Source organism: Sphingobium sp. B2 (genome assembly GCF_007693735.1).
In the GTDB taxonomy this organism is placed as follows: domain Bacteria; phylum Pseudomonadota; class Alphaproteobacteria; order Sphingomonadales; family Sphingomonadaceae; genus Sphingobium; species Sphingobium xenophagum.
Genome location: NZ_VDBZ01000001.1, coordinates 2256332 through 2272467, shown reverse-complemented (window position 1 = coordinate 2272467; position 16136 = coordinate 2256332). Strand labels below are relative to the sequence as shown.

At 60.6% G+C, this 16136-nt stretch carries 17 protein-coding genes; 6 read left to right on the top strand and 11 right to left on the bottom strand.

Annotated features, from left to right (window positions below; translation table 11 throughout):
• Positions 1-225: 225 nt before the first annotated feature.
• The 11 genes from FE851_RS10990 to FE851_RS10960 form a co-directional block, all read right to left on the bottom strand.
• Positions 226-858 (bottom strand): tyrosine-type recombinase/integrase, encoded by a 633-nt coding sequence (locus FE851_RS10990; protein WP_145202406.1) that lies wholly within the window; start codon positions 856-858, stop codon positions 226-228.
• 557 nt (positions 859-1415) lie between these two features.
• Entirely contained in the window at positions 1416-2324 is a 909-nt protein-coding gene (locus FE851_RS10985; protein ID WP_261370985.1) for a dipeptidase, read from the bottom strand.
• Positions 2325-2506: 182 nt separating this feature from the next.
• The gene (locus FE851_RS10980) at positions 2507-3520 is read right to left on the bottom strand and encodes an alpha/beta hydrolase family protein (protein WP_261370900.1); all 1014 of its coding nucleotides are present in this window, start codon (positions 3518-3520) and stop codon (positions 2507-2509) included.
• Positions 3521-3588: 68 nt separating this feature from the next.
• Complete coding sequence (locus FE851_RS10975; RefSeq protein WP_261370899.1) at positions 3589-4767, bottom strand: tannase/feruloyl esterase family alpha/beta hydrolase; 1179 nt, start codon at positions 4765-4767, stop codon at positions 3589-3591.
• A complete protein-coding gene (locus FE851_RS26115) occupies positions 4764-4931 on the bottom strand; it encodes a hypothetical protein (RefSeq protein WP_186378804.1) in 168 nt (55 codons plus the stop codon). The genes FE851_RS10975 and FE851_RS26115 overlap by 4 nt, the downstream gene beginning before the upstream one ends.
• A 31-nt stretch (positions 4932-4962) precedes the next feature.
• Positions 4963-5127, bottom strand: coding sequence for a hypothetical protein (locus FE851_RS26110; protein ID WP_186378803.1), 165 nt, complete (start codon positions 5125-5127; stop codon positions 4963-4965).
• 31 nt (positions 5128-5158) lie between these two features.
• Entirely contained in the window at positions 5159-5323 is a 165-nt protein-coding gene (locus FE851_RS26105; protein ID WP_186378803.1) for a hypothetical protein, read from the bottom strand.
• A 31-nt stretch (positions 5324-5354) separates the two neighbouring features.
• Positions 5355-5519 carry a hypothetical protein gene (locus FE851_RS26100; protein WP_186378803.1) on the bottom strand — a complete coding sequence of 55 codons (165 nt, stop codon included), beginning with the start codon at positions 5517-5519 and terminating at the stop codon, positions 5355-5357.
• A gap of 31 nt (positions 5520-5550) precedes the next feature.
• Positions 5551-5733, bottom strand: a complete 183-nt coding sequence (locus FE851_RS10970; RefSeq protein WP_145202400.1) for a hypothetical protein — start codon at positions 5731-5733, stop codon at positions 5551-5553.
• Positions 5734-5752: 19 nt separating this feature from the next.
• Positions 5753-6205: a tannase/feruloyl esterase family alpha/beta hydrolase gene (locus FE851_RS10965; protein WP_261370898.1), complete on the bottom strand. Its 453-nt coding sequence runs from the start codon at positions 6203-6205 to the stop codon at positions 5753-5755.
• 143 nt (positions 6206-6348) lie between these two features.
• On the bottom strand, positions 6349-7002 hold the full coding sequence (locus FE851_RS10960) for a TetR family transcriptional regulator (RefSeq protein ID WP_145202394.1): 654 nt from the start codon (positions 7000-7002) through the stop codon (positions 6349-6351).
• 217 nt (positions 7003-7219) lie between these two features.
• Between FE851_RS10960 and FE851_RS10955 the strand changes: the two genes are divergently transcribed.
• The 6 genes from FE851_RS10955 to FE851_RS10930 all read left to right on the top strand — a co-directional run bounded on the left by FE851_RS10955 (position 7220) and on the right by FE851_RS10930 (position 16004).
• A complete protein-coding gene (locus FE851_RS10955) occupies positions 7220-8530 on the top strand; it encodes an MFS transporter (protein ID WP_145202391.1) in 1311 nt (436 codons plus the stop codon).
• The gene (locus FE851_RS10950) at positions 8527-9405 is read left to right on the top strand and encodes a shikimate dehydrogenase (RefSeq protein WP_145202388.1); all 879 of its coding nucleotides are present in this window, start codon (positions 8527-8529) and stop codon (positions 9403-9405) included. The genes FE851_RS10955 and FE851_RS10950 overlap by 4 nt, the downstream gene beginning before the upstream one ends.
• Positions 9402-11264, top strand: coding sequence for a bifunctional sugar phosphate isomerase/epimerase/4-hydroxyphenylpyruvate dioxygenase family protein (locus FE851_RS10945; protein WP_145202384.1), 1863 nt, complete (start codon positions 9402-9404; stop codon positions 11262-11264). The genes FE851_RS10950 and FE851_RS10945 overlap by 4 nt, the downstream gene beginning before the upstream one ends.
• A gap of 51 nt (positions 11265-11315) precedes the next feature.
• Positions 11316-14033: a TonB-dependent receptor plug domain-containing protein gene (locus FE851_RS10940; RefSeq protein ID WP_186378802.1), complete on the top strand. Its 2718-nt coding sequence runs from the start codon at positions 11316-11318 to the stop codon at positions 14031-14033.
• Between the two features lie 59 nt (positions 14034-14092).
• Complete coding sequence (locus FE851_RS10935) at positions 14093-15076, top strand: hypothetical protein (protein ID WP_261370897.1); 984 nt, start codon at positions 14093-14095, stop codon at positions 15074-15076.
• A 142-nt stretch (positions 15077-15218) separates the two neighbouring features.
• A complete protein-coding gene (locus FE851_RS10930) occupies positions 15219-16004 on the top strand; it encodes an alpha/beta hydrolase (protein WP_222422941.1) in 786 nt (261 codons plus the stop codon).
• The last annotated feature ends 132 nt before the right edge of the window (positions 16005-16136 follow it).

The window sequence follows — 16136 nt, the reverse complement described above, 5'->3', positions numbered from 1 at the left end:
TCTCGCAGATTTCCAGCGCCGCCAAAGTCGGCCTGTTTGCCGTGACGCAGGCCTTCACGCCGACAAACTTGGATTAGGTCGATCTCAACGCCCCTCTCTTTCGCTAATCCGAACGTGAGGCCAGATTTTGGCCGGAACGGCGCTTAGTCAGGGCCAGCATGAGGCAATAATGCTCCAATTTTCCGAAAGGTTGGCTCCTCGCCTGAAGACGAGGAGCTTATACCTTCAGATTTCGGTGTTCTCCGCTAACGCAAGCGCGTCTTCCACGTCGATCCCGAGATAGCGTACCATATTCTCGATCTTGCTATGGCCAAGAAGAATCTGGACGGCGCGCAGGTTGCCGGTTGCCCTATAGGTGATTGACGCCTTGGTTCGCCGAAGCGAGTGGGTGCCATACTCGCTTTGCATCAAGCCGACCCCGGTGACCCATTCATCAACCAGCCGGGCGTACTGACGGGTGCCAAGATGCCCGTTATGGTCAACCCGACTGGGAAAGACGTAGCCGTCCACCGAGCCGCCACGCCGCTCAAGCCAGGCCAGCAGACTGGCGCGCGCATCTGGGAGCAGTTCGAATTGAACAGGTCGACCTGTTTTTTGTTGCACTACGATTGCGCGCGTTCGGATCTGCCCGCCGCTGACGATGTCGCCGATCTTCATCTGCACCAGGTCACAGCCCCGAACTTTGCTGTCGATCGCCAGGTCAAATAGCGCCCGATCTCGCAAGCGGCGGCGCTGGTTCAGATAGAATCGGATTTCCCATATTTGCTTCGGTTTCAAAGCACGCTTCGCGCCGACGGTCCTTCCGGCATTCCAGACCTGGCGTTTAGTGGCGGTGATTTCATTTGCAGGCACGTCCATGATCATTCTCCGATGGACAGATTGGCCGTTTGAAGAACGTCTTGAGTCTGAAGAGAACGTATACCGAAGCCAGTCAACGGATCTAGCCCATTGGGAGCTACCGTCTGGCCGAATGTCCGCTCCTGCCGCAAGCCGTCGTGCCAGTCACTTTCAGTAACGGCGGTTATGTCCCAGCCCTCCCCTTTCCTGCTGCTGACCAGATCACGACGTTCGTATGTGCGGCGCGACCGTCCATGTCGGACAAAAGCGACCAGTCGTATTCGACCAAACTGACTGACGGCACGCGCTAACAAAGCCGACATTCGCAGCTTAGGATTCTCTTGCCAAAAGCTGCGCTTGGTCCAGGGGAGAGGCGGCGACGGGAATCGGGCCAGAAGCGGCCTGTCACCTTTGAGTAGCGGCGCTGTAGACGCGGAGGTTCCGGCTGATCCGTTGAAACAACGAAACAATGCGGTGATTGGTTACGGATGGCACAGTGAAACAGCGAGCCAAGGAGAATCTTCGCTTTCGCCCAAATGTACGCACGGCCCTATCCGCGCCTGTGAAGATTGAACTATTTAAGTCCTGGCTGCGTGGCTTGCATCTCTTGCCTGCTCAACGGCGCGCAGTATGCGGCAATAGTTCTGGCCGATGACCTTGCGGATCGTCGCAGGCGGACACTTCTGCTTGCGAAGTTCGCCGACAACGGCATGAAGGAATCCATTATGCTGTCCGGGCCAGCGGTGATTGGCGTTATATATCGCGCCCGCGATCCCGGTGTCGCTTCCGATCCCTACATGGTCCTCGCCCACAGTGTTCACGAGATCGAGGATTGCCGCCGCATAGGCGCTGACGGTCGGGAAGATGTGCCAGACCCCGATGACGCCGCCCGCAGCGGCAATGGCCTGCGCCTCATCCGGGCGTAGCAGACGCATCGGGAGTCGGCTGTCCGCCCAGATGGGAACCGCGCCGAGGCCTACGGGCGAAAGCAGGGCCGTGTGCGAAAAGATGATCGGAACCGAAGACACCTCAAGCGCATCTTTCAGCGTCTTGCCGCTCGAATGCGCAAGGTCGGTCACGATGCCGAGCCGATTGCATTCCGCAATGACGGACCGACCGAACGATGTCAGTCCATCGAACTGCGGGGTCAATGTCTGGAGGTCGCCCGTTGGTGAAATGGGATCCTGCACGGAATGGGCAAGCTGGAGGTGGCGAAGCCCGCCAGCATACGCCGGGGCCAATCGTTCCAGGCGGCCCTCCAGAAAATGCGCGCCTTCCGTTGCTTGCAGGACGCCTGGAATGCGATCTCGATGGCAGGATTTAAGGTCGGCGAGGCTCTTGATTTCCCGGATGCCTGAGTCTTTTGCCAGCTTCTTCAGTTGCTGCACCCAGTCGAGATACACTTTGTACCAATCCCCTTCCGCCTGGCGCGGAACGACATCGACGGGGAAGCTGGCGCAAATCGCATCCAGCCCTGCCTGTTTCATTCCAGCCTTGATCGGGAAGGCGGCCACAGTTGCGTCGGGTGGAATGTGGCTGTGCATGTCGATCGTGATAGTGGAGGTGATCAACTCGTGCGTGGTGTCGCTCGCTGCAATCTTGCCAAGGGCCGGGCTAGCGACGAATGATGCTCCGGCTGCGAGGCAGGCCTGCAATGCGCTCCGCCGGTTCATTTCGCTTCTCCCGGCATGGACTTGTGCATGACCGTCCAGCCGGTGGCCCTGCACAATCCACACGCTTTTCCCGTGAAGAGCCTGCCTGCGCGCCGGGAACGCTGGAGTTGCCAATCGAGCCAGGCGACCGCAATGCGCGCACCTTCCCCGCCGTTCGGTTGCCGGAAGGAACCGCCATGGCCGACGTCCTGGCTCGCCAAAAAGACCGGCTGTGATTCGATAGCCGCAAAATCATCCAGGGCGTTTTGATAAGCGATGTCCGTCTTTCCGCCCATTATGTAAATCACCGGTGTGTGCAGGTCATTCAGCAAGGTGCGACTGCCTTCGACACCGCCGACCATAAGCTTGTTGTCGACAGGAAAGGTGCCGCTGTTATGCACCACCACGGCGCGCACACGAGGGTCGGCAGCCGCGCGTAGGGCCAGCAGGCCCCCGCAGCTTCGCCCCGAAGCTGCTATCCGTTGCGGATCGATATGCTGGAAATACGGGCTGTCGCGGCGGCCGTTCTGGGCCAGCGCCCAGTCAATGCCAGCCACAAGATCGGGCGCGGTTACGGCCGCATCGGGGAGCGTGCCATCGGCGGCGGGTTGGGCCACGGCTTCGCGCATATTTGGCGCGCCGGGCCCGCTCAATATCCGGCCAGCCGCGATGACGAGGTATCCGTGAGAGGCAATCTCAAGCAGGTGCAGGCGGGATCCCGCCGCGTCGGCGCTGCATCCGCCATTGCCCCAAACGACAATCGGCAGCTTGCGTTCACGAAGCCGGGAAAGATCCGCAGGCCGGTAAATGACATGCCCCGGCAACGACGGATCGACTTCCATGATCGCGGGATAGTCGCCTGTGCCGGGCCCGTTTGGCATGGCAGCGTAAGCATCCAGCTCGGCGTCGGCAGCGCGCTGCGGCGCGGTGGCCGGCGCGTGGCCAAGCGAACTGCAAGCCGTGAGAAGCGCACTGGCAACAAGCGGCAGTCCAATCGGCGCACAGACGCGCCTGACCGCCAGCGGCATCATTAACACCCGCATTATAACTTCTCCGTCAACAAGCTGCCAACCAGTTGGGAAAGGCGGCGGTTGGTTTCCTATGGCTGCATCCCGCAGCGATAACCGTTCGCGCCGTTCGCCAGGGCAATTTGCGGATAGGGACAAAGAGGCATTTCACGTCCCGGCCAGGGCGCTTCCTTGCCTGGGAAGGCCGGAATCGACGCTGGCGCCTTCCCATCGATGACCCATCGTTCAAGTGCGGACAGCGAATCAAAATGGTCGGTCGCGGGGCCGCCACCGCAATGCGTCATGCCTGGAACAGGAAACACCCTGACAAAATTGTCCGCCACCCCTGCATTGGCCGCATTCACGCCGTTCCACCAATTGATCGTATCGAGCACTGAAAAGACGGGGTCGCTACCGCCATGTGGCACGATCAGCTTTCCGCCGTGATCGCGAAAGGCTGACAGATCGGTCGAACGCATGCCTACGTCCTGCCACGCACTGGTGGCGAAAGGCGGCTCTGCCGCGTAAATTTTACCAGCCCCTGCCTTGAAATCGAAGGCCAGTTGCCACGCAAGCAAGCGTTCGGGGTCAGGCTGAACCGGTGTTGGCGGTGTGGTGAAGATGGAAGCAAGGGCGTTGCCCCCCAGCACGACGTTCAGCGATGGCGGGCCGCCCACCAGGCCGGTTTTCCAGACCTGCCAGCCCGGTGACCCAACACCGCTGTCCCACGCCCAATTGGCGTACAGCGCCTTGCCTGCAGCGTCATGAGGACCGTCCATGATTTTGACCAGCGCATCTATCTGCGCCTTATCAAGGCAGTCATTTTTACGTTGAGCGGAACATTGACGCGCGCGCAGTTCCGGTTCGACGACTGCGGTGGTGCATTGCCCGATGGCCGCCACGACTCCATCCTGCGTCCCATCGAGGCGATCGCAGGCTGCCAGTGTGGCCTTGTTCACCAGATCGAATTGCTGGCGCGAGAACAGGGTTCGAAAGCCTTCGACCGTCGGTTTTTCCCCTCGCGCCTTGAAAATTTCTGCCAGCGCCTGCGTGTCCCACGCCTGGGCAAGCGCGGCGCGTGGCAACGACATGCCTGGTGCCATGGCCACGATCCCGTCAAAGGCTTTCGGGTAACGCTGTGCGAACGCCATTCCTTCCTGCCCGCCCTTGGAACAGCCCCAGAAGATGTTGGTGCTGCTCTCGCGCCCGTAGAATGAGGTCACAATATACTGGCCAAGATCGTAGGTCGGCTTCAGGGTCGCGTCCGTCAATGTGGTGTAAATTCGGGTGTGGCCCTGTCTCTTATACACATCGATGTGTATAAGAGACAGGCCCACGAGGGCCTCAAGGCGGCGATCACCCGCGTGCTCAGCGCCACCTGGCAGCGCTGCCGCTGTCTCTTATACACATCGATGTGTATAAGAGACAGGCCCACGAGGGCCTCAAGGCGGCGATCACCCGCGTGCTCAGCGCCACCTGGCAGCGCTGCCGCTGTCTCTTATACACATCGATGTGTATAAGAGACAGGCCCACGAGGGCCTCAAGGCGGCGATCACCCGCGTGCTCAGCGCCACCTGGCAGCGCTGCCGCTGTCTCTTATACACATCGATGTGTATAAGAGACAGGCCCACGAGGGCCTCAAGGCGGCGATCACCCGCGTGCTCAGCGCCACCTGGCAGCGCTGCCGCTGTCTCTTATACACATCGATGTGTATAAGAGACAGGCCCACGAGGGCCTCAAGGCGGCGATCACCCGCGTGCTCAGCGCCACCTGGCAGCGCTGCCGCTGTCTCTTATACACATCGATGTGTATAAGAGACAGGCCCACGAGGGCCTCAAGGCGGCGATCACCCGCGTGCTCAGCGCCACCTGGCAGCGCTGCCGCTGTCTCTTATACACATCGATGTGTATAAGAGACAGGCCCACGAGGGCCTCAAGGCGGCGATCACCCGCGTGCTCAGCGCCACCTGGCAGCGCTGCCGCTGTCTCTTATACACATCGATGTGTATAAGAGACAGGCCCACGAGGGCCTCAAGGCGGCGATCACCCGCGTGCTCAGCGCCACCTGGCAGCGCTGCCGCTGTCTCTTATACACATCGATGTGTATAAGAGACAGGCCCACGAGGGCCTCAAGGCGGCGATCACCCGCGTGCTCAGCGCCACCTGGCAGCGCTGCCGCTGTCTCTTATACACATCGATGTGTATAAGAGACAGGGCATGCCCCACCCCATGCGCCAACCTCAATCTACACCGGAAATTACACCACGAGCGCGGACGCTAACGGCTTCAGGCTGGCGTGGCCATAATCGGCCCGGGCCTGGGGATCATGACCGAAAACCATCTGCCCGCCATAGGCCGGCACATTGTTGCTATCATTATCATGCCCACTGTCCTGGGCGATCACGGCATATCCCCGTTCCAGTGCCGAAGGGTTTCCAGCGCCATTGAGCCCGGTCGCGTCGCGGATCATGCCATTGGACCCGCCGCCGCCCTCGAAAAAGAAGCGCCCGTTCCAGTCGAGCGGCAGCCGCATACGAAATCCGGTCCGGTAGGGACCACCAACACGGCCCTGATGTTCGCCGTAATAGCCTTCAACGAGGCAGTGGGAGGGAAGCGGTGCTTGCGCATCCGCGCCCGCCTGCTTCGCCGCGCCTCCTTCTTTCCATTCGCTGGTCGAGACGACGAGCGTGTTGACGGGCGCGCCTGTCATCAGTTTCGCACTGAGCGCGGTACACCGATCGGAAAGGGAGAGGGGGCTTTCACCGGCACTTGGAGAGGCCGGGCCAATTGCGGCGCAGGCGCCGAGCAAGGCTAGCAGGCCTGTCGGCGCAATGGCTTTCGAATGGAACATCATTATTCCTTTTGCGACCCCGCGGCGCATCGACTGGTTACGGTAGCGATGATCTCGTCACGACGGGCCTTCATCTGATCGGGCGAATGGGCGTCAAGTTCGAAAACATGGCCAAAAGTGTGGGCATTGGCGATGTAGTGGAAACACAGGGCGCTTACACTGAGATGTATCTGCAGCGGGTCCAGTCCACTTCGAAGCGTGCGGTCCGCAGCTCCACGATCCAGTATCCGCCGCATCGTATCCAGAGCGAGTTCACGCTGTTCGAAGCTGTCGATCGAGCGGATCTGTTGGCCGAAATTGATGTTCTCAGCCATGATGATGCGGACGATCTGCGGATTGCAGGCATGCACGTCGAACGTCGCGCCCACCAGCGCAGAAAGTGCGTCGAGCGCCGGCAGATCGTCATAGTCGATCGATCCTTCGGCGACGCGGAATTCCTCATAGGCTTGTTCCAGCACAGCGCGATAAAGACCATCCTTGCTGCCGAAATGGTAATAGATCATGTGCTTGCTGGTCGCGGTGCGCGAGGCGATCTCTTCAACTCTCGCGCCAGCCAAGCCCTTCTCGGCAAATTCTTCAGTCGCGACTGATATGAGTTCGGCGCGCGTCGCTGAAGAATTGCGTTTGCGCCGCTCCTGTATCGCCAATTCCGCCACTACCCATCCTCACCCTGTTCGACCTTTCAACGACCAATAGCCAATAATCCCGCCGCGAAGCAATAACATTCCAACCAGTATGTTTGTTGTTGACCGGACCAAACGGTCCGTTTATTGAGGCTGCACCCGACCTCCTGCGAGGATAAGGGGTCAGAGAGGACGTCATGATCGCATCCCGCACCTTCTGCGCGGCTTTTGCCGAACTCCGGATCGCCGGATGAGCGCGACGGGCACTTTTCCCGATGCCGTTGAAACTGGCGGGTGGCAGCCGCTACAGGTCGTTGCTGTCGGCCTCTGTTTCCTGCTCAACATGCTTGACGGGGCGGACCTGTTGGTCATGTCCTTTGTTGCGCCTGTCCTTTCTCACGAATGGGCGATTGCTCCGGCAAATCTTGGCGTGATTTTCAGTGCCAGCCTTGCCGGCATGGCAGGTGGATGCCTCCTGATCGCTCCGCTGGCCGATCGCTTTGGTCGCCGCCCGCTCATCATCGGCGCGCTTGCCGTTGTCGCGGTGGCAATGGTGCTTTCCTCCCGGGTGCATTCGGTCGAAGCGATGGTTCTTGTGCGCTTTGTGGTGGGCCTTGGGGTAGGCACCATCGGCGTCACCATGACAGCCATGGCATCGGAGTTTGCGCCTTCGCGTTACCAGGATTTTGCGGTCGGCTTCGTCCAGGCGGGCTGGCCCTTCGGATCGATCATAACCGCATTCCTGACGGTGACGCTGCTGCCCGAATATGGTTGGCGCACGGTGCTTTTGGCGATCGGCATTCTCAGCCTGGGGCTATTGCTCGTCGCGCTGGTGCTGATGCCTGAATCGATCAATTTCCTGTTGCGCAGCCAGCCAGCCAACGCGCTGGAGCGAGCGAACAAGCTTGGCGCCCGACTGGGGCGCAAGCATCTTGTCGCATTGCCGACCAAGCCGGAGGCCGCGACCAGGATCGGCTTGCTGCACCTGTTCGACGATGGCCGTCTGCGTTCGGGGCTGATACTCTGGGCTGCCGTCGCGCTTGGCTACTTCGTCCTCTATTTCGCGATCAACTGGATCCCGGAGTTGACCACGCGGGCGGGCCTTCCGGTTGACCAGGCAATTTATGCCGGGGCGACCTATAATCTTGGTGCTTTTCTCGGCACGAGTGTGATGGGCTGGTTGGCGGTGCGCTTTGCCCTGCCGCGCGTCATCGCGCTGTTTTTCTTCGGCTCCGCAGCGGCAATGCTGGTTTTTGGCAACGTGCCGATGCCTCTGGCGCTGACGCTGTTTTCGGCCTTGGTCGTCGGCGTAACCGTGCAGGGCGGCTTTAACGGCTTCTGGGCCCTTTCCGCACGCTTCTATCCCACCGACATCCGCAGCACAGGTATCGGCTGGTCGATGGGGGTCGGCCGGATCGGCGCCGTGCTCGGCCCGCTTTTTGGCGGCTATCTGGTCGAGGCCGACCTTCGCGTCGGAACAATATTCGCCATCTATGCGGTGCCGGCCGTAATCGCCGGATTGCTGGTGCTGTTTGTCGTCGTTCCGGAGCAGCGCGCATGATGCCTTCCACCTCCCCGATAAAGGTCGGTTTGCTGGGGCGCGGAATTACCGCATCGGCTTCCCCGGCGATCCACGAAACCGAAGCTGGCTGTCTTGGCCTTACGCTCACCTATGAGTTGTTCGATTTCGACGTGCTTGGATTGGCCGACGATGCTCTGGCTGACATGGTTTCGCAACTGATCGGGCGCGGCTTTAGCGGAGTCAATATCACGCATCCATTCAAACAGGCGGTGATCCCGCTGCTGGATGCGGTGGACCCCACCGCAGCATCGCTCGGCGCGGTCAACTGCGTGACGTTCCATGAAGGGCGCACAAGCGGCAGCAACACCGACTGGATAGGCTTTCAGTTCATGCTCGACGTGGCATTGCCGCAGGAAAAGCGTGAGATAGTCGCCCAGATAGGATCGGGCGGTGCCGGTTCGGCCACAGCATTTGCGCTGCTCCATTCAGGTACGCGCGAACTGCGCATTCATGACACTTCTTCCGTCCGGATCGAAGCACTGTCCAATCGCCTTCAATCAGCCTTTCCGGACGCGCGCCTGATCGCATGCGCCACGCCAGCCGCTGCAATTGATGGGGCTTGCGGCGTTGTCCAATCCACTCCCGTCGGCATGGCGCGGCACCCGGGCATGCCATTCGATCCGGCGTTGCTCACGGCCGACCAATGGCTTGCAGACGTCATCTATTTTCCACGCGAGACCGAACTGCTGAAGGCGGCGCGTCGGCGCGGATTGGCAACCGCCGACGGCGCGCCGATGGTCGTGGGCCAGGCTGCCGAGGCGTTTCTTCGCTTTACCGGCGTGGAACCTGACCGCGACCGCATGCTGACCGCGCTCAACGCCGGCCATGGGCAGGATCAGCGAGGTGCAGTGTGAAGACATCGATCGCCTCCGTCTGCCTGAGCGGCCCACTTGTCGATAAACTGCAAGCCGCAGCGAACGCTGGCTTTGGCGGTATGGAAATATTCGAGAATGACCTGATCGGGGCGCCACAGGATGCGCGCACGATCGGGAAGATGATGCGCGACTTGGACTTGAACTGCACGATTTTCCAGCCGTTTCGCGACCTTGAAGGCATGCCCGAACCGCAGCGCAGCGCCGCCTTTGCGCGTATGGAGCGCAAGTTCGACATCATGGACGCGCTCGACACTGATCTGGTTTTGCTATGTTCGAATTGCTCGCCTGCTGCCCTGCCGGAACGGCAGCGGATGCTCGATGATCTGCACGAACTTGGCGAGCTGGCGGCCCGGCATGGCAAGCGGATCGGCTATGAAGCGCTGGCCTGGGGACGCCAGGTAAAAGACCATCGCGATGCGTGGTCGCTCGTTCGCGACGTCGACCACCCTTCGATTGGCCTCGTGCTGGATTCCTTCCACTCGCTCTCGCGCGACGTTCCCAGCAGCAGCATAGGCGACATTCGCGCGGAAAAACTGTTCTTCGTGCAATTGGCCGATGCACCACGCCTGTCGATGGATACGCTCAGCTGGAGCCGCCACTTCCGTGTGTTGCCGGGGCAGGGCGACTGGCCGATGGCTGATTATGTCGCCGCCATTCAGCGCATAGGCTATGATGGGTGGTTCAGTCTCGAGATTTTTAACGATCAGTTCCGCGCGGGTGCCGCGGCGCAACTGGCGGTGGACGGCCATCGTTCGCTGCGCTTCCTTGAAGATGAAGCAGCGCGTGCGCTTGGCCGTACTCCGGCGCTGCCAGACCGCGTCACCGCGATCCGCACCGAATTTATCGAATTTGCGGCGAGCCACGAGGAAGCGGAGGAGTTTGCCCGCTATTTCCGCGCACTTGGTTTCACGCCGGTGGCCAGACATCGCAATAAGGATGTCACGCGGTGGAAGCAGGGCGAAATCAACCTCGTCCTCAATTGCGAACCTGATGGCCATGCTCACAGTTACGAGGTCGTGCACGGCGGATCGGTTTGCGCGATCGGACTCAGCGTCACCGATAAGGATGCTGCGCTCGCCCGCGCAGAGGCACTTGGCATCGAGCGGTTCGAGCAGGCCGTGGCGCCGGACGAATGGAACATAGCCAGCCTGCGCGGCCTGGGTGGCAGCCTGCTCTACCTTGTCGATGCGACACGAAGCGAGGCTATGTGGGCGGATGAATTTCCTCACCGGCAGGAGCAGGAAGGCGCGCCGTCCATTTTGACGCGCATAGATCATGTCGCGCAGACGATGCAGCAGGGAGAGTTTCTGAGCTGCGTGCTCTTCTATGTTTCGCTGTTCGACATGGATAGGACGGCGCAGCTGGAGATCGCCGATCCCATGGGCCTGATCTACAGCCAGGCCGTGCAGAACGCCGATCGCAGCGTGCGCTTTACCCTCAACGGATCACTGGCGCACCAGTCGTTGAGTTCACGCTTTATCCGCAACTATTTCGGTGCGGGGGTACAGCATATCGCCCTGGCCACCGATGATATTTTCCAGGCGGCAGAAGCAGCAAGCGCGGCCGGTCTGCCGCTCCTGGAGATCGGGCCCAACTATTACGACGATATCGAAGCGCGCTTCGGACTTGAACCGGACATGCTGAAGGGACTGCGGGCAGCGAATATTCTCTACGATCGCGATGAACAGGGGGAATATTTCCAGTTCTACAGCCGAGCGGTCGCCAAGCGGGTGTTCTTCGAAGTCGTCGAGCGCCGTGATTATGACGCTTTTGGCGCAGCCAACGCCGCTATCCGCCTGAGCGCCCAGGCAAGCCACCGGGGGCCGGAGTGGATGTAGGCCACATGGCCCATTTCAACAGACAAAATTTTTGGAGGGGAGATGATTATCATGGAGAGGTTCAAGTCTGCCGCCGACGTCTCGTCCGGCGCGATGAACGCCGTAAGCTTTTCGAATTTCATGAAAAAATATGCCGGCGAAGTGCTGGTTGGTGAGGGGATGAATGACATGCGCAAAACTCTATGGTCAAACCTTGGTGCCATGCTGGCGGGAGGCTCTCTGATCGCTCTGTGCCTGCCGGTCGCGGCGCTGGCGCAGGATGCCGGCAGCCAGGCCGAAGACAAGGAGCAGGTCGAAGCGATCATCGTAACCGGTAGCCGCATCCGCGGTATCGAACCGACAGGATCGCCGGTGATCGGTCTGGGCCGGACTGATATTGAGCAGAGCGTTGCGACGACGACGACGGAGTTGCTCTCACAACTGCCGCAAGTATTCAATTTCGGCGCGACCGACGCATCTTTTACCTCCGCCAATAACCAGAATGCCAACCGCACGTTCGGCACGGGTATCAACCTGCGCGGACTGGGGACAGAATCGACCCTGACCTTGCTCGACGGCAGGCGCCTGCCTGCAGCAGGGACGCAGAGCCAGTTTTTCGATCCGTCGGTCATTCCGACCATGGCGATTGAACGACTGGAAGTACTGGCCGACGGCAGTTCCGGTATCTACGGCTCCGACGCCGTGGGCGGGGTCGTGAATCTTCTGCTTCGCAAAAACTTCAACGGCGCCGAAGTGATGGGCCGCACCAAGTTCGCCGACGGTTTTGACGAGTATCAGGCTGGCGCGGCGCTAGGCAAGACCTGGAGCGGCGGCTCCATCATGGTGGCGGGCGAGTATAATAAGCGCGGCGCTTTGCTCGCGTCGAAGCGCTACTTCTATACCGATGATTTCACGCGCTTTGGCGGACCGGACCTTCGCTCTCCGAATTCTGCGCCCGGCAATGTGACGGTTCGCGGCGTGACCTACGCTATTCCGGCCGGTGATGGCACAAACCTGACGGCGGGCAATTTCACCGCTGGCACGCGCAATCTTCAGAGCGCCTTTCTGGGCGCGGGGGTCCTTCCCGAGCAGGAACGCTACAGCGTCGCGGCGACGTTCGAGCAGGAGATCACGGACGCCATCAAATTCTACGCCCAGGGCTTTTATGCAAAACGTGACGGCACGTTGGATGGGACCGCGCTCACCGCGCAATTCAACGTGCCGACGACAAATCCCTTCTATGTCAATCCGGGCACACCGGGGAGTCCTGTGACGGTAGCCTATTCCTTCAAGAACGAATTGGGTTTTGAGCGGAGCCCGTCCTCTCAGGAAGCCTATCACATCACGGGCGGACTGAATGTGAAACTGGGGTCGGACTGGTCGGGGAACGTCTTTTACGCTTACGGCCACGACGGCGAGCGCTCCCTGACCCGGCAGATCAACGCTGCCGCGCTGAATGCGGCGCTGGCCGATCCCAATCGGGCCACGGCTTTCAATCCGTTCAGTTCCACCGGAAACAACAATCCTGCCACCATGGCAAAGCTGGTCGGCGGCTTCCGCGTCGATACCGATTACGGAATCCAGGAATATGGTCTGTCGGCGGACGGACCGGTGTTCGAACTGCCCGCCGGCGACGTGCGGGTCGCTCTCGGCGCGGCGCGCCAGCAGATCAACTGGCAGGATCTTGCGCCTTTCCAGACCAATAGCGACCGCACCATCAACTCTGTTTTTGGCGAAGTGTTTGTGCCGATCATCGGTGGTGGCGGGCCGGAGCTTAACCTGTCGGCCGCTGCGCGATATGACGACTATAATGACGTTGGCGATACGGTGAATCCGAAATTCGGCGTGACCTTCCGCCCGGTGGAGTCGCTGACCCTGCGCGGCAGCTATGGCACCTCTTTCCGCGCGCCGACGCTGTCTGACAAGGGTTCGCCCTTCAACCAGTATCGACAACTGGTTGACGGAAACGGCGCTCTGCGCAACGTCCTGTTCCTGCGCGGGGGCAATCCCGGTCTGCAGCCGGAAAAAGCCACTACATGGTCCATGGGCGCTGACTGGAAGCCGGTCTCGCTTCCGGGCCTCAGCTTGTCCGTCACCTATTATAATGTTGATTATACCAACCGGATCGCCACGCCGGGCAATGACCTGCTGGCGTTGCAGAAGGCAGAGCTGGCATCGATCGTAACCTACAATCCGCCGCTTGCGCTGGTGAACCAGATCCTGGCTGGCGGCCTGTTCAGTGCTCCCCCGGCATCGCCGGGAGACGTCCAAGCCATCGTCGATGGCCGCAAGGTGAACCTGGGTGCGAACAAGACGGACGGGCTGGAGTTTATCGGCAGCTACGAAGCTACTGCGGGCTGGGGATCCTGGCGCGCAGGTGTGAACGCGACCAAAATCTTGTCCTTCGATCGTTCAATCATATCGGGCACTCCGCTGCGCGATGTGTTGAACACCATCAATAATCCGGCATCGTTTATCGCCCGCGCCTATGTCGGAGCGGAAGTCGGCGGCCTGTCGGGCACTGTATTCGTCAATCACTATGGCAGCTACAAAAACGACGCAGTCACCCCGGTTCAGGACGTGCCTTCGCAAACGGAGTTCGACCTGTCCTTGCGGTATAAGCTGAACCAGCCATTCTCCTTTGCCAAAGACGTGACCTTCACACTGGATGTGCAGGACATCTTCGACAACGATCCGCCTTATGTGCCCAACGGCAACCTGGCCTTCGACCCCAATGCGCATAATCCGATCGGACGCACGATCGCCATTGGCGTGCGCGCCGGGTTCTGAACGATGCGGCCGGCAAGCGTGGCATGCCGGCCGCTTTTTGTTTGCCTATGGAGAGAAACGTGACAATTGCCCACCTGCTGCGCCCCGCTGTTCTTGCCATGTCGGCTGTACTAATGGGCTGCATGCCTGCGGGGCAGGCAGCGATGCAGACGGGGCAGGCGGCAGCGCATCGGCCCGCAGACGGTGCCTTGGCTTTGGTGCCGGATTCGCCGGGAAGCGGTCCATATCCTGCCATGCGCGATGTCATGACGGACCTTCCCGATCATATACTCTATCGTCCGCGTGATCTGGGCAAGGTGGCGGATCGGCAGCTTGGCGTTGTGCTGTGGGGAAATGGCGGATGCTCCGCCGATGCAGCTTCGGCCCGTTTTCACCTGCTGGAAATTGCGTCATATGGCTATGTCGTGATCGCGCCCGGCAAGGCTTATAGTGGCCCCGGCGCGCTGCCCGCGCCGCCGCGCGCCGCGCCGCCAAGAGAAGGTGCCTTCCCGCCGGTTGCGACAAAGCCTGCCGACCTTCTGGCTGGATTGGACTGGATCCTGGCCGAAAACAAACGCGCCGCAAGCCCCTTCTATGGGCTGGTTGATCCGAAAAAGGTTGCCGTTGCCGGGCACAGCTGCGGCGGCTTGCAGGCCATCAGCGTCTCCGCCGATCCGCGCATCGCCACCACCATCGTGCATAACAGTGGCGTGCTGGATCCTAGCGCGTTCAATCCCATTACCGGCTTCTCCGTCGCCAAGGAAGAACTGGGTCGGATCCATTCGCCGCTTCTCTACATTCTCGGCGGTAAGAGCGACATCGCCTATCCCAACGGCATGGATGATTTCCAGCGTATCGACCAAGTGCCGGTCGCCGTGGCCAGTCTGGACGTCGGACATGGCGGCACCTTTCGCGAACCGAATGGTGGAAGGGTTGCCAGAATCGCGGTGCAGTGGCTGGAATGGCAATTGCGCGGCGACCAGGCGGCATCACGCTGGTTCATCGGTAAGAATTGCGGCCTGTGCCAGGATGCGGACTGGACCTACCAGTCGAAAGGGCTCTGACATGATGTACCGCAAAGCCATTTTGTCTGGTCTGGCCGCAGTCTGTCTGGGTTTCTCATGTGCTGGCCCGGCACTGGCTCAGCAGTATAGACTCAACCTCTATGAAGGCCCAGCCGTCGGTTCGAAGGACTGGCGTGAGCCCTTGGTCGTACACCCCAAGGATGGCGGGGAGGACCGTTACAACACTACCCAGCCGCGCTTGCAGGTCTTTTTGCCAGAACCCGGCAAGGCCGATGGCGCGGCCATCGTCCTTTTGCCGGGTGGCGGGCTTCGCGTCCTGAGCATGGGTGCGGACATGCACAAGACCATCGCGTTGCTGAACGCGAAAGGCGTAGCGGTGATCGTGCTGGAATACCGTACGCTGCAACGTACGCCGGCGCAGATTGCACAATCAACGGTGCCGCGCCCGCCCGTAGCCAGACCTGCCGAATTCCCCAAGATGGAAATCCGCAACGCCAATGCGAATCCTGCACCGGACGACCCGGCGCTGAACAAGGTTTTGCATCTGGCAGTAACAGATGGACAGGCGGCGCTTCGCCTGGTGCGGAGCAAGGCTGCACAGTGGCATATAGACCCCGATCGTGTCGGCATGTTCGGCACGTCTGCAGGTGGCGGCGTTGCGTTTGGCACGATGATGGCGGGCGAAGAGGGCGCGATGCCTGATTTCATCATCTCCAATTTTGGCCCCGCCCTTCAGGATATCACGGTGCCCCAGCATGCCCCGCCGCTATTTTTGATGACGGAGGCCTGGCATGGGCCAGTAACGGACGGGCTTGTGGACCTGTTCCAGATGTGGATCGAGCAGCGCAAGCCTGCCGAACTGCATGTTTTCGACGTTCCCAATTTCTCGATGACGCCGGATTTGTGGGGCCAGCGCCTGATCAACTGGATGGTTGAGCGCGGGCTCCTGCGACGCACGCCGGAATGAGAAATGGACCATCTGCAAGGGGGTTGCCGAACTGCCTGCAGCGCTCGCCTGTGGCGCTTGTCGCGTCGCTGGCCCCGCTCTTGGCGGCAGGCGTCTGGAAGGCGGGCAGAACGCAGAAAAGGATGAGGCAGG